Consider the following 14,028-nt stretch of genomic DNA (forward strand, 5'->3'; position numbering starts at 1 on the left):
GATAAGTATGCATATGTATTTTTTAATTAAATTAAATACCTACCGACAAATGCATAACTAGCGTATTAAAAATTACACCTCAGCAGATCAATCAAGACACAGTCGCTGCAAATCTGGCAAACTGTATGACAACAAATGTGCGCGCATACCCGGTCACACCTGAACGTGGAAACGCGGCATTTTTAACCTGAGACTCTCATGAAAATCTTAGATTCCTTAGTCACCCAAGCCGCTGGTATTAGCGCCGTCAGACGCGATATTCACGCCCACCCAGAGCTATGTTTTCAAGAAGTCAGAACCGCAGACGTTGTAGCGCAAAAACTCGCCGAATGGGGCATTCCCATGCACCGCGGCATGGGCACAACCGGTGTGGTGGGAATTATTAAAAATGGCACTTCAAAACGCGCTATTGGCTTTAGAGCCGATATGGACGCCCTGCCCATGCAAGAGTCCAACACCTTTGCCCACGCCAGCCAATACAAAGGAAAAATGCACTCCTGCGGCCACGATGGTCATACCGCTATGCTGCTCGCTGCAGCCCAGCATTTCGCCACCAACCGAAATTTTGACGGCACGGTTTATTTGATTTTTCAACCTGCTGAAGAAGGCGGCGGTGGTGCGCGTGAAATGATTAAAGACGGTATGTTTGAAAAGTATCCTATGGACGCAGTGTTTGGCATGCACAACTGGCCGGGCATGAAGGTCGGACAATTTGCCGCCAGTCCAGGCCCAGTGATGGCGTCTAGCAATGAATTCAAAATAACCGTTCGCGGCAAAGGCGGCCATGCGGCGTTGCCGCACAACGGCATTGACCCCATACCCGTTGCCTGCCAATTAGTGCAGGCCTTTCAAAATATTATTAGCCGAAATAAAAAACCGGTTGATGCCGGCGTGATTTCGGTCACCATGATCCATGCGGGAGAAGCCACCAACGTGATTCCCAACAGTTGTGAGTTGCAAGGAACGGTGCGCACTTTCACGATTGAAGTGCTGGACATGATTGAAAAGCGCATGCAGCAAATCGCTGAACATTTATGCGCGGCGAATGATGCGACTTGCGAATTCAGCTTTACCCGTAACTACCCGCCGACGATTAATCACGAAAAAGAAACGCAATTCGCACGCGATGTGATGGAAAAAATTGTCGGCAAAGACAACGTCTGCCGCCAAGAGCCCACCATGGGTGCGGAAGACTTTTCATACATGCTGCAAGAAAAACCCGGCTGCTATGTGTTTATCGCCAACGGCGATGGTGACCACCGCGAGATCGGCCACGGCGGTGGCCCGTGCATGCTGCACAACCCAAGCTACGACTTTAATGACGACTTGATCCCGCTGGGCGCAACCTACTGGGTCAATCTTGCCGAGAGCTGGTTAAAGAAAGAATCCGCGTGATTGATGTCGAACATGCATTTTCAAAAAGTTATGCCGAGGCCAGAGAAAAGTTTTTAGCCGCTGCCAACAGCATTGGCAAAAAAGTCGATTCACGCCAGCATCCTCTGGCCGGCAAAGACGGCGAAGAGCTGGCTATGGACATAGTGTTGGATGGCCAAGCCGATGCGCAAAACCTTTTAATCGTGAGCAGCGCCTGCCACGGTGTGGAGGGTTATTGCGGCTCTGGCGTTCAAACCTATGCGATGCACGATGCAGAGTGGCGCAATAACGCCAAAGAGCAAGGCGTCGCAGTGCTTTACATTCATGCGCTCAACCCCTACGGTTTTTCACACATTCGCCGCACCACACATGAAAACGTGGATTTAAATCGAAACTTTCAAGACTTCAATCAGCCTTTGCCGGATAACCCGGCTTACCGCGAAATCGAAAGCCTGCTGCTACCCGAGGAATGGCCACCGAATCACAACAATATTGCGGCGACTGATCAATACATTAGCAACAACTCTGTACAAGCATTTCAAGCTGCGGTGACACGCGGCCAATATGAATTTGAACAAGGCCTTTTCTTTGGTGGAAAAGCAGCGACCTGGAGCAACCAAACATTGCGCCAAGTGCTGCGCGACTACGCTGGCCAAGCCAAACAAATCGCTTGGATAGATCTTCACACCGGTTTAGGCGAGAGTGGCGTGGGTGAGCGCATCAGTACCTGCCGCGAAGACAAATTAGCGCTGGCCAGAGCCAGACGCTGGTGGGACGGCGGCGGCACGACGCCGGTAACATCGATTTACGATGGCTCGTCAACCTCGGCTCTTCTGACTGGCTTGATGTCCAACAGTGTTTACGAAGAATGCCCAGAAGCGCTTTACACCGGTATCGCAATGGAATACGGCACTTTGCCGCCGCTACAAATGATGGAAGCGCTGCGCGCAGAGCACTGGCTCAACATTAACCCGCAAGCCTCTAAAGAATTGTCCGCACGGATTAAAAAGCAAATGATGGATGCTTTTTATGTTGATACGCCAGACTGGCGTGAGCAAGTCATCACACAAGCTAGGCAATCCTTGTTTCAAGCCGCACAAGGTTTAAAGGGCTAAAGGATTAAGGGCTAAAAACTAAACCTATGACAGTGCAAGAAACTGGCGCCAGCCACCTAATGCACTGATGTCTTTGGCTTGCGTGTTGGCTAAATCAACCGCATAAGCTTCGCAAGTAAAACCCAAAACCACAGAGCCATCGGCAAGTTCAACACTGCCAATCCCAAGGGGTGCGGGAATGCCGGCAACAAATGAGCCAAACTCACGCTGCTCTAACGCCCACACTTCCACATCAATCGCCACACCCCCCTCGGCCACGCGCAACATGCCAGGCCTAAAAGGTGGACCGCCGGGCAGTGCAAAAAGTTTGTAGCAAGCCGCGCTTTTGGTGCGACTGACTAACTTTGCACCGCGCTGCGTGAGTTGCCAATTAAGCGGCAGACCGCTTAAATGTGCACCACAAACTGCGACCTGCACCAAGCCGGATGGAAAAGCGGCAGCGCTTGGCACAGCTTGCGGCAAACGGTGCGGCGCATGCTCGGTCGCACCTACGCTTAAAACGCAAGCGGCATGCAAACGCGCGGCCAAACTAAGCAAGGGCAAATCCTTGCCAGCCGGCGCTACCAAGGTCACGCCCCAAGGCATGCTGTCCATTGCATCCGACATAAAACCAGTGGGCACAGCAACTGCTGCAAGGTCTAGCAAATTGACATAGTTGGTGTAGTAGCCCAGATTGGAATTGAGCACAATTGGATTGGCGTTAACCGCTTCAATCGTATAAGGCGTGATCGCCGTTGGTGTCAGCATGCAATCAATATCCAGCCACTGTTTTCGCGTTTCGCGCTCTAGCGCTTTAAGTTTGTAGAGCGAAGAAAAAGTATCGGCGGCAGAAATATTTTTCGCTTTTTCTGTGATGGCTAAGGTGACTGGGTGCAGGGCTTCGGGTTGGCTTTCTATAAAGCTGCGAATCGCTTGGTAGCGCTCGGCCACCCAAGGCCCGTCATAAAGCAAAGCCGCCACCGCCAAAAATGGCCGCAGATCAATTTCTACTGGCGTGCCGCCTAAGGCTTGCAAATGCGCAATCGCTTTTGCAAACTGGCCTGGCCCTTCTGCATTGCCATGAAAAGCCAAATCAGCTTGACGCGGCACGCCAAACTTAAATGCTGGCGCAACACCAAAGTCGTGACCATGCGGCGGCAAAGTGCGTGAGTAAGCGTCTTGATCATCTAGCCCTTGCGCGCAAGCCAATACGCTAGCGGCGTCACCAGCCGTCAATGCAAAAATCGACACCACATCCAAAGTCCTACAAGCCGGTACCACGCCGGTGGTGGGGATACGGCCACAACTCGGTTTAAGGCCTATAAGATTATTAAACATGGCCGGAACCCGGCCGGAACCGGCGGTGTCTGTCCCCAACGAAAAACTGGCCAAACCCAAGGCAACGGATACTGCCGAGCCGGCTGAAGATCCACCCGAAACATAAGCTGGGTTTATGCTGTTTTTGCAAGCGCCATAGGGCGAGCGCGTACCCACCAAACCGGTAGCGAACTGGTCTAAATTGGTCTTACCAATTGGAATGGCACCCGCATCAATCAAGCGCTGCACGGCTGTGGCGCTGACTTCTGGCAAATAAGAAAATTCTGCGCAAGCCGCTGTCGTGACAATGCCGGCTAAATCTATATTGTCTTTAATCGCAAAGGGAATGCCGTACAAAGGCAGGCTGTCCATGTCGCGGTTTTCTAGCGCCAAAGCATAGACCCGTATTTCGTCCAAGCTGAGTCGGCGAATCCAGATATTGCGGTCTAGCGCAGCGTCTTCAGCACACATTTTGTCGTGCAGCATTTCAACAAATTGCAACGGTGTTAGGCCAGCGCGGTAGCGCGCTTGCAAAGCGGGAATGGATAAATCGAGGTGCATTTTTTTCTCCAGTTTTGTAGGTTTATAGGTTTTTTTAGCGCATCAAAACCAGCGCTTGACCAGCGCTGACTGACTGGCCTTCGGTGCAAAGCAGTTTTTCAATGATTCCGTCACATGGCGCTTGCAGACTGATTTCCATCTTCATAGATTCCACCACTAGCAGCGATTGACCAGCAACTACCGAGTCGCCCACAGCCACTTGCATAGACCAGACACCGCCAGATACTTGCGATGCCACTACCGTGCCATCAAAGTCGAGCGCAGCGGCACCGGCGTCTAGATCATCCGCAGCTACGCCGCCATCCGGCGCTTCGGACACGCCATTGATGCGCCAGCGTTCGCGCTCCTCATTAAAAGCGGCTTGCTGGCCTCGCTTGAAGTGACTAATCGATGCTGCGTTGGCGTCTAAAAAGCGCTGGTATTCGGATAAGCGAAAGACACCGTCTTCCATACGAAGGCTGACACGACCGGCAATAAAGTCTTTGCGGTACTCCAGCAAGTCTTCTGCCGCCATGGGGTAAAAACGAATCTGATCAAAAAACCGCAGCAGCCAAGGTTTGCCCTGGCTGAACTGATTGGTCACGCGCCAGCGGTTCCACATTTGCACGGTGCGCCCGACAAACTGATAGCCGCCTGGGCCTTCCATGCCGTAGACACACATATAGGCGCCGCCAATACCCACCGCGTTTTCTGGCGTCCAAGTGCGCGCTGGGTTGTACTTGGTGGTCACCAATCTGTGCCTTGGGTCTAGCGGCGTAGCGACTGGCGCGCCTAGGTAGACATCGCCCAAACCCAACACCATGTAACTTGCCTCGAACAAAATATCGTAGACCGCTTGAATGTCAGCCAAGCCATTGATGCGGCGAATAAATTCAATATTGCTAGGACACCATGGCGCATCGGGATTGACCGACTGCATGTATTTCTCAATCGCCAACTTAGTCGCAGGATCATCCCAAGACAGCGGCAACCACACCGTGCGGCTGCTCACTTCAATATCTTGCGCGGCGCTGAGGCCGTGCTGGGCTTCCAGCAAAATAGCCATCAACTGCGGCAGCGGCAATTGCAAAGCGTCGTAATGCACTTGCAAAGAACGTATGCCGGGCGTCAGATCAATCACGCCTGTGAGCTCGCCGTTGTCAACCAAAACCTGCAAACGCAGCATCAAGGCTTGGACTAAAAAGCGCAGGCGTAAATCGAGTTGCAACTCACCAAACTCAATCAATACATAAGCGTCACCCGCACGGCGGAAAACCACTTCTACCGATTCACCTTGGGCTGCAACCCGGTGCAGCACAGCGCTGTCAACCGGCCAAGCGTTAGCCTCGACCAAGGACGGTGGCAAGGCAGTTTGAGAAGGCTCGGCCAGCGCCAATTGCTGCGCTTTTGCCGCAGCGATTGCTTGTGCATGCGTGAACGGAATAAAACGCACGGTATTGCCCGCGGCGAGTTGGCCAAGTTTCCACAGCTCTGACTGCACCACAGTCGCCGGGCAAACAAAGCCGCCCAAACTCGGGCCATCGGGTCCCAAGATAACTGGCATGTCGCCAGTGAAATCAATCGCACCAATCGCGTAAGCGTTGTCATGAATATTCGAAGGATGCAGCCCGGCTTCACCACCATCACTGCGCGCCCAGCTTGGCTTGGGGCCAATCAAACGCACACCGGTGCGGCTGGAGTTGTAGTGCACTTGCCAATCGGTGAAAAAAAACATTTCCATGTCTTGGGGCGTGAAAAAGTCAGGTGCCGCATGTGGGCCAACTAACACGCCTATATCCCAATGCGCTTGATAAGTCGGCACTAGCTGCGCCGCAGTCTGCAAATCCATAGCTGCAATAGGGCTTGCCTCGCTAATATGCAGCACATCACCGGCGCGCAGTACGCGCCCGCCATGACCACCAAACTGACCCAAGGTAAAGGTCGATTTGCTGCCCAAATAATCAGGCACATCTAGCGCACCACTGACGGCTAAATAGGTGCGGCAACCCGCACTGCTGACACGCCCCAAGCGCAAAGTTTGGCCCGCATTAATCGTCAACGCAGCATTCATAGCGGCACTCTGACCATCGAGTAAAAGCTCAATCGGCGCGCCAGTCACCGCCACAACCGCAGCACTGCGAAAACGCAAAATCGGCCCGGACAGCGTGATCTCTAGCGCGGCAGCGCCTTGCGCATTACCGACTAGACGATTGCCCAAGCGCAGCGCCAAACCATCCATAGGCCCAGACGGCGGCACACCCACAGACCAGTAACCCAGACGGCCTGGCCAGTCCTGCACGGATGTTTGCACGCCCGGGCTGAGCACTTCTATCGCATGACTGGGCGCAGAAAAAGCCGCCAAACTTTGGGTCGTGTGTTGGCCATCGAGAAACGGCGTAAAACGCATCACACCGCGTAAATACGCGAGGTTTGATTCAAGTCCCGCAATCCGCGTGTCTATCAAAGCTTGCTCAAGATTGGCAATCGCTTGCGCACGGTCTGCGCCAAAAGCAATCAGCTTGGCCAGCATAGGGTCGTAATGCGCGCTGACTTCGGTGCCACGTGCAATCCAAGTATCAACGCGTAAATTTTCAGGGAAAACAACTTCAGTGAGTAAGCCGGTAGACGGCTGGAAATTCTTCGCTGGATCTTCTGCATAAAGCCTAGCTTGCACCGCATGACCGCGCACCATTATTTTTTGCGTGTCCAGTGCCGGCATATCGCCAGCAGCCAAGCGCACCATCCACTCGACCAAGTCAACACCCGTCACCGCCTCGGTCACGCCGTGCTCAACTTGCAGTCTTGCATTGACTTCTAAAAAGAAAAATTCTTGGGTTTGTGCATCGACCACAAACTCCACCGTGCCGGCCGAACGGTAAGACGCAATCGCGGCTAACTTACGCGCGGTGTCTTGCAAAGCAAGACGCACTTCTTCACGCAAATTAGGTGCGGGTGTTTCTTCAACCACTTTTTGATTGCGTCTTTGCAGCGAACAATCACGCTCGCCCAAGCTCAGAACTGCGCCCAAACCATCGCCAAAAATCTGCACTTCAATATGTCTGGCGTTGGAGATATAGCGTTCGATAAAAACACCGGCATCAGAAAAATTAGCTTGCGCCAAACGTTTAACCGATTCAAAAGCCGACGCAAGATCTTGAGAATTGCGGCACATCTGCATACCAATACCGCCGCCGCCAGCACTGCTTTTAAGCATCACCGGATAGCCGATGACATCGGCTTCTAGCAGCGCGGCCTCTAAGCTATCCAACAAACCCGTGCCCGGCAGCAAAGGCACGCCGGCTTTCAACGCCAGCGCACGTGCGGTGTGCTTTAAACCAAACAAACGCATTTGCTGCGCTGTCGGGCCCATAAAAGCTAAACCCGCGGCTTCGCAAGCTTCGACAAACTGTGCGTTTTCAGACAGAAAACCATAACCCGGATGTATCGCTTCAGCACCCGTGCGCAAGGCCGCTTGGATAATCGCCTGCATGTCCAGATAACTGCTGGCGACTGCCGCAGGGCCAACACACACCGCCTCATCGGCCATGGCGACATGGGCTGACTCTGCATCGGCTTGCGAGTAAATCGCCACTGAAACCACACCCATTTTGCTAAGTGTACGTATGATGCGGCAGGCAATCGCCCCGCGGTTGGCTACAAGTACTTTTTTGAACATAAATCAGCTCAGTGCAAAGCGCAGGTCGTCCTGCAAATAAAAAAATAAATCAACAGTCGTCTGCTGATCAAAAACTGTTTTTAAGCCGCGTCCCAGACCGTGCAGCGCACCGGTGTTGGGTTGTAGCCATTGCAAGGGTTGTTTAATTGCGGGCAGTTGGAGATCAAAACAATGACATCCATTTCAGCCTGCATTTCCACATATTTACCGGGTGCAGAAATACCGTCTTCAAACGTCAAACCACCGTCTGGAGTGACCGGCACGTTCATAAAGAAATTGATGTTTGAAGCGATATCTCTTTTATGCAGGCCGTAATCACTGTTGCCAATAGCCTGCATAAAACTGTCACGGCAGCTGTGCATGCTGCGTTTATCCAGCGCATAACGCACAGTATTGCTTTCGCAAGAACATGCACCGCCCAGCGTGTCGTGACGACCACAGGTATCGGCCACTATGCGCAGCATGGCCTTGCCTTCGCTAGACAGAAGCGTTGTGTCCAGACCCAAATACAGCGCACCTTGCGCCGTGATGGTGTGGGTCAAGCTGTAGTGCTCTTTGATGTCGGCGGCGTTAAAGAAAAGCGTGTCAACCGCTTGGTTGCCTTCTAAGTCGGTGATGCGAAAAGTCTGGCCTTTGCGCAAGGTATGAATCCAAGGCGAGCCAGCGGGAACCACAACATCAAAGCTTGCCAAAGCCGGATCAAGGTCGCTACTTTGTGTGCGGGGCTTAAAATTTAAAGACATGATTTATTCCTGATAGATATGGGTCAATGCAAAACTGAGGCGATTAAAAAACGTATTTATAAGAACGCATTTATAAAACTACGTTTATAAAAACCAGCGTTCAGAATTGATAAAGCCTCTTTCGTTTTCAGCACAAGACAGACGGCAAGCATCATCAGCGCCCGCCGTGCCTGAGCGCCATGCACTTAATCTCACCGCACCTGGCGCGTAGTCAGGCCTAGGATCTAGCGGGTGCGGCGCAGCAGAGAGCAGCACCAACACATTCATCTCAAAACGCACATCAACATATTGGCCGCTGGCGCGGTGGCTGGTATCAAAGTTAATTTTTCCTTCAACGTCGCTGGTGACTTTGCTGAAAAAATTCACACTCGGCCCCATATCGCGGCGGCTCAAGCCCCACTTTGTGAGTTCGGTCAAAAGTCCTTCTTGACCACTTCTGTGCATGTTGTTGCGGGCTGTTTGGTAATTCAGTAAGCCGTATTTTTTCTCCATGCTGGCGCTGTCCAACACGCCGCAAAAAGTGTCATGCCAGCCGCAGCTGTCTTCTGGGATGGAGCACAGCACGCGGCCCATGTCTGAATAACACGCATGCCCAGCGGTAAGAAAAGCCGTGTGTTGGGCTTTTAAAGTGTCTGGCATGTTGTAGCGTTCGGTTTTTTCTTCTTGATTAAAGAAAAGCGCAGACACATTTGCAAGGCCTTGCAAATCGGTAAGGCGCAAAGTATTGCCCCGGCGCAGCACACCCGACCAATGGCAACCACCGGGCAAGGCTTCATTCCACAACAACTTATCTTCTGAAAATTTAGAAGATGACTGCGGCATCGCGGCAATCGCGAAGGGGGTTAAATCTGAACTATTTTTTGGCATAAACAACTTAAAAATTTAAATCAATCGGCGACTTAGAAAACCTTAACCCAACACTTGGGCGCGGTTAAGTTTATCTAACATGTCGTGGTCGGTGCTGACACCGGTGCTTTCGCGGATGCGTTGCAAAATCTCGGCGCGTAGGGCTCTGAAATCTGGCGTGTGTTTCATCTCTTGCGTGCGCTGCGCCGCAAGTGGCACTGGATAAATACTATGAATACGGCCCGGCCTAGGCTGCATCAAGACGACGCGCTGACCCAAGTAAACCGCTTCTTCAACATCGTGTGTGACGAACACAATGGTGGTTTTCTCGACCCGATGTATATGCAAAATCAAGTCGTGCATGACTTCACGGGTTTGCGAGTCAAGCGCGCCAAACGGCTCGTCCATTAGCAATACCGATGGCCGTCCCATCAGCGCGCGGGCAATCGCTACGCGCTGCTGCATGCCGCCAGAGAGTTGATTCGGGTAAGCGTTGCGCACTTTATCCAAACCAATTAGACCGAGCAAAGCGTCAGCACGGCCAGACGCAACTTCAACATCAGAGGAAGAAATTTGCTGGCGATTAATTTGCAAACGCCGGCTGAACTTTATGTTTTCAATCACAGTCAGCCACGGGAACAAGCTGTAGTGTTGAAACACCATGGCTCTTTCTGCGCCCGGGCTGTTGATGCTTGCGCCGTCGCAAAGAACATCTCCGCTGGTGCGAAATTCCAGACCCGCCAAAATTCTCAGCAAGGTTGATTTTCCGCAGCCGGATGCACCCACTATGGTGACAAATTCATTTTCTTGAATCTCTAAGCTGACATTTTCTAAGGCAGCGGTTGGACTGGCTGCGCGTTCAAAAATTTTGCCGACGTTTTGTATATTGAGTTTTGACATGTGATTAAACCCTGGCCTGTGCCCATGGATACAAGCGCCTATGCAGATAACGAAAGCCTTGGTCTAAAAGTAAACCAATGACACCGACCAAAATAATGCCGCCAAAAATAGTGTCGGTTTTTAAATAGCGTTGGGCTTTGAGAATCGCGTAACCCAAACCCGAATTAGCAGCGACTAATTCCGCCACCACCAAATAAGTCCAAGCCCAGCCCATGGTGATGCGCAAGGTATCTAACATGGCTGGCCGTGCTGACTGAGCCAGCACCAAACGCACCATTTCAAAACGCGTAGCGCCCATGGTGAGCGCCGCTTCAATCTGGGCCAGTGGCACAAGGCGAACATTCTCAGCAATCATCAGCACCATTTGAAAAAACGTACCGATGAAAATAATCGAGATTTTGGCGCTCTCGCCAATCCCAAGCCAGAGCATGACCAGCGGGATAAATGCGACGGCTGGCATATAGCGGATGAAATCAATCAGCGGCTCTAGCAAAGCCTCGGCCGGGCGAAAAGCACCGATTAGCAAACCCAGCGGCAAGGCCAGCAATGCTGACAGCCCAAAGCCAGCGCTGACGCGGTAAATACTAATTGCGGCGTCGCCTAACAAATTGTCATCGACTAGCCAGGTATAAAGACGCGTCACAACTTTGAGCGGGCCGGGCAGAAAAATTGGGTCTACCCAACTTGAAGCGGCATACAGCGACCACATCACAAAGGGAACGAATAGCCCGAGTACGGCGAACATCCAGTACTGACGGCGAGATAACTGGCCTGCGATACGCCAAATGCCGGGTCGGCTAGGTAGCGAGGATTTTTTTGACATGCAAGCTCCAAAAGTTGATGAGACGTGGCTAAGAGAGGACAGCAATAAATACCATCTCCTCCCGGGCTTTTGTCCCTCCGTGGAGCCGCATAAATGCGGCCGACAGCTCTCGGACCAGACAACACAAAAATGCATTTGTGCTCGGAACCCTAGCTCTCTAGCAAATCAAGCGATGTGCGGTGCACGGCGCCCTCTCTTAACTCTGTACTTGCAATATCAATGCCAACTCTTTTCAGCCCTTAATCATGCGCATTCTTAAATGGACGCACAGATTCGTGCATTAACTGCTGCTGCCAGCGTGCCGTCTTCGCAATTCAAACGAGCACGCACCGTATGCGTGCTAACGCTTGACCATCACACAGTAGAGTCAGTGCAAGTCCACTCTAAAACTTGCCAGTTCACACCGACAAAACTGCCGCGTGTAATAGCGCTGCTTGGGCTAGAGCTATGAATAGATAGCGCTAGGCTTTGGGATTTTTTCTTTCGTAGTGTGGATTGCTCTATGCGCCAAACACCAGAGTCCAAAGTGCCAAAAGAAATTTCAAAATCCAAGTACTCATTTTTCAATACTGGCTGGCTAAGAATAAGGTCTGCCAGCGATTGCCCCATGGACAAGGCCAGCGGCCACGGCACAGCGCGCGGCCGCACATACATAAGATATCGCCCAGCCATTAACAAGCGGGTTTGATTATCTTTGCCCTGCTCATTTAGGCCAGCCAGCACAATAAAGCGACCGGTCGACTCCGGCAGGCGGCTCCAGGCTTCAAAATAGATTGAATGAATGCCGGTCTCTTCAACCGTGTCGAGGGTTGGGAACAGCATCACCCCAGCATCAATGTCTAGACGTGGCGGCTGAAAGTCCATTCGTCTGTGCCAAGTGCAAACTTGCCTTTCGGCTACTTTTTCAACCAGCGTGACGCCGCAAAATCCTTGTTGATTTTCTACTTTTAGCGGCATAAAAGAATCGGGTACGCGCAGGTCGGCATGCCAATAACTAGTTTGCATCCAGCGCACAAAGCTGCTGTCGTCGCGCATCGTTGGGGTTTGCAAAAGATCGCGCTGCCACACGCCTCGGTAATTGTTGGGTACTGGCTTCATTGATAAGCCTCTGGGAAAACTGGCAGTGAACGGTAAAACGCCATATCGTGATTGGGCCAGATTTGCGCACCGGTTTTTTTTGCCAGCGTTTTTAGTTTTCGTATGCTGCTAATGGCTTCTTGCTCGCGGCCTTGCCAGAGTGTGCCGGGTGCAATTTCGTGGTCTAGATTTTCTTGTAAATCTGCCGCATCACCGGCGAGTAAAACCGGCTGACCCTTGGGCAATTCAATCAGCATAGACATATGCGCCACGGTGTGGCCTGGGCTTGCAATCGCATGCACACCTGGCAGCAAACTGTATTCACCTTTTTGTAATTTAAATTGCAAAGGTGAGCCGGCATCATCGAGTAAATCATCGGCAAACACCGCGCCATCCGCGCCGCTTTTCGCGACTTCTAATTCTTCTTGCTGCACATGAATTTCTGCCCCACAGCCGCAGCGGCGTAACTCTTTCAGTCCACCCGCATGATCGAAATGCAAATGGCCAAGAAAAATAATATCTACATCTTTGGGTGTTAAACCAAGGCGTGCCAAATGCTTGGGCAGGCGCTGCGACTCCTCCATCACAGGCGCGCCATACTCAAAAACTTCTGGCTTATAGAAGTGCGCACTGGCGACTGGGTCACTGATTTTTCCGTGGTCACAACCAACGTCATACAAAATTCTGCCGTTTCGGGTTTCGATTAAATAAGCCAGTATGGGCGCATCAATTCGCTGGCCGCGGCCGAGATTAAAAGTTGAGATAGATTTATCGTAGCTATAACTGCCGGTCAGCAGTGGCCACATTTTGGTAACTTGGGTCATTGGGAATTTTTAATCAATGTGGGCGTGCGAAAGCCTTTGCTAATTGCCTCGGCGATGCGCTGGCTCACTTCGTTGGCTAACAAACGGCCTTTGTTCGCGTCAGACCCTAATGCGGATGACAAGACGCCAGAAGGCGGCACCCAGTCTGTGCGGCTGGGATAAATATCGTAGGGCGGGAAATCGGCCGGGCCTTCGTTGGGGATTAAATCCAAGCGCACTAGCGAAGGGTGGTAGTGCAGCATCATGGAAGTTTCCATCACCGCTGCGTGTTCCAACGCAAAACCGGGAAAGCCGTCCGGGAAAACATGGGCCAGCGTTTCTGCTGTCATAAAGTCCCAATACTCTAGGCGCATGACTTCTAGCTGCGAGCCAGCGCCAACATCACGCAGACCCAAATCAATACCTTCAATTAAAAACCACTGGTTTTCATAGTGACCATTTAAAACCACTAACTTGGTTGCGCCATGGCGCGCGAACTCTCTGACGGCGTCGCGCACCGAGCCGATTAAAGTTGCCGCATCGACACTGGTGGTGCCGCAAAAATGTTGACCACCGCCGCACTTGGGTTGTGATTTATAGCCATATGACAAGGTCGGCGCAACCAGACCGCCGACCAATGCTGCGGCATCCGCAGCGACTGAAGCCGAGAGCAAACCATCAGTGCCCAGCGGCAAATGCGGGCCGTGTTGCTCTAGTGCGCCAACGGGCAAAAATATAGGCGGCGCAGTATTTTTAATTCGGCTTTGGTAATCCATCCAAGACAGCTGATTCATCCATACAGTGCTCATACTCAATCCTTTAAACGTCGATTTAA

Annotated in this window: 11 protein-coding genes and 1 riboswitch; of the genes, 2 read left to right on the forward strand and 9 right to left on the reverse strand. The window is 52.0% G+C overall.

All coding sequences use genetic code 11. The annotated features are described in order from the left end of the window. The first annotated feature begins 198 nt into the window (after positions 1-198). Together HC248_RS12840 and HC248_RS12845 are read left to right on the forward strand one after the other, a co-directional pair. Positions 199-1,395, forward strand: coding sequence for a M20 aminoacylase family protein (locus HC248_RS12840; protein ID WP_168922818.1), 1,197 nt, complete (start codon positions 199-201; stop codon positions 1,393-1,395). After that, complete coding sequence (locus HC248_RS12845) at positions 1,392-2,489, forward strand: M14 family metallopeptidase (protein WP_168922819.1); 1,098 nt, start codon at positions 1,392-1,394, stop codon at positions 2,487-2,489. The genes HC248_RS12840 and HC248_RS12845 overlap by 4 nt, the downstream gene beginning before the upstream one ends. Before the next feature lie 24 nt (positions 2,490-2,513). Here the strand turns inward: HC248_RS12845 and atzF are convergent, their stop codons facing one another. The 9 genes from atzF to HC248_RS12890 all read right to left on the reverse strand — a co-directional run bounded on the left by atzF (position 2,514) and on the right by HC248_RS12890 (position 14,002). Continuing rightward, entirely contained in the window at positions 2,514-4,346 is a 1,833-nt protein-coding gene (gene atzF, locus HC248_RS12850) for an allophanate hydrolase (RefSeq protein WP_168922820.1), read from the reverse strand. Between the two features lie 34 nt (positions 4,347-4,380). After that, on the reverse strand, positions 4,381-8,001 hold the full coding sequence (uca, locus tag HC248_RS12855; protein WP_168922821.1) for an urea carboxylase: 3,621 nt from the start codon (positions 7,999-8,001) through the stop codon (positions 4,381-4,383). A gap of 80 nt (positions 8,002-8,081) precedes the next feature. Further along, on the reverse strand, positions 8,082-8,744 hold the full coding sequence (locus HC248_RS12860; RefSeq protein ID WP_168922822.1) for an urea amidolyase associated protein UAAP2: 663 nt from the start codon (positions 8,742-8,744) through the stop codon (positions 8,082-8,084). Positions 8,745-8,828: 84 nt separating this feature from the next. Beyond that, on the reverse strand, positions 8,829-9,566 hold the full coding sequence (locus tag HC248_RS12865) for an urea amidolyase associated protein UAAP1 (protein ID WP_168923834.1): 738 nt from the start codon (positions 9,564-9,566) through the stop codon (positions 8,829-8,831). Between the two features lie 87 nt (positions 9,567-9,653). Then, positions 9,654-10,490, reverse strand: coding sequence for an ABC transporter ATP-binding protein (locus HC248_RS12870; RefSeq protein WP_168922823.1), 837 nt, complete (start codon positions 10,488-10,490; stop codon positions 9,654-9,656). Positions 10,491-10,494: 4 nt separating this feature from the next. Further along, the gene (locus HC248_RS12875) at positions 10,495-11,313 is read right to left on the reverse strand and encodes an ABC transporter permease (RefSeq protein WP_168922824.1); all 819 of its coding nucleotides are present in this window, start codon (positions 11,311-11,313) and stop codon (positions 10,495-10,497) included. Positions 11,314-11,369: 56 nt separating this feature from the next. Continuing rightward, positions 11,370-11,477, reverse strand: a riboswitch (guanidine-I (ykkC/yxkD leader). A gap of 190 nt (positions 11,478-11,667) precedes the next feature. Beyond that, entirely contained in the window at positions 11,668-12,411 is a 744-nt protein-coding gene (locus HC248_RS12880; protein WP_168922825.1) for a hypothetical protein, read from the reverse strand. Continuing rightward, a complete protein-coding gene (locus HC248_RS12885; RefSeq protein ID WP_168922826.1) occupies positions 12,408-13,214 on the reverse strand; it encodes an N-acyl homoserine lactonase family protein in 807 nt (268 codons plus the stop codon). The genes HC248_RS12880 and HC248_RS12885 overlap by 4 nt, the downstream gene beginning before the upstream one ends. Further along, positions 13,211-14,002 (reverse strand): creatininase, encoded by a 792-nt coding sequence (locus HC248_RS12890; RefSeq protein ID WP_168922827.1) that lies wholly within the window; start codon positions 14,000-14,002, stop codon positions 13,211-13,213. Before HC248_RS12890 ends, HC248_RS12885 begins: the two co-directional genes overlap by 4 nt. Positions 14,003-14,028: the final 26 nt, after the last annotated feature.

Source organism: Polaromonas vacuolata, assembly GCF_012584515.1.
GTDB lineage: Bacteria > Pseudomonadota > Gammaproteobacteria > Burkholderiales > Burkholderiaceae_C > Polaromonas > Polaromonas vacuolata.

Bases quoted from the DNA above. Each gene is read 5' to 3' on its own strand.
- HC248_RS12840 (WP_168922818.1), top strand. From the start codon at position 199: ATGAAAATCTTAGATTCCTTAGTCACCCAAGCCGCTGGTATTAGCGCC.
- atzF (WP_168922820.1), bottom strand. From the start codon at position 4,346: ATGCACCTCGATTTATCCATTCCCGCTTTGCAAGCGCGCTACCGCGCT.
- uca (WP_168922821.1), bottom strand. From the start codon at position 8,001: ATGTTCAAAAAAGTACTTGTAGCCAACCGCGGGGCGATTGCCTGCCGC.
- HC248_RS12860 (WP_168922822.1), bottom strand. From the start codon at position 8,744: ATGTCTTTAAATTTTAAGCCCCGCACACAAAGTAGCGACCTTGATCCG.
- HC248_RS12865 (WP_168923834.1), bottom strand. From the start codon at position 9,566: ATGCCGCAGTCATCTTCTAAATTTTCAGAAGATAAGTTGTTGTGGAAT.
- HC248_RS12870 (WP_168922823.1), bottom strand. From the start codon at position 10,490: ATGTCAAAACTCAATATACAAAACGTCGGCAAAATTTTTGAACGCGCA.
- HC248_RS12875 (WP_168922824.1), bottom strand. From the start codon at position 11,313: ATGTCAAAAAAATCCTCGCTACCTAGCCGACCCGGCATTTGGCGTATC.
- HC248_RS12880 (WP_168922825.1), bottom strand. From the start codon at position 12,411: ATGAAGCCAGTACCCAACAATTACCGAGGCGTGTGGCAGCGCGATCTT.
- HC248_RS12885 (WP_168922826.1), bottom strand. From the start codon at position 13,214: ATGACCCAAGTTACCAAAATGTGGCCACTGCTGACCGGCAGTTATAGC.
- HC248_RS12890 (WP_168922827.1), bottom strand. From the start codon at position 14,002: ATGAGCACTGTATGGATGAATCAGCTGTCTTGGATGGATTACCAAAGC.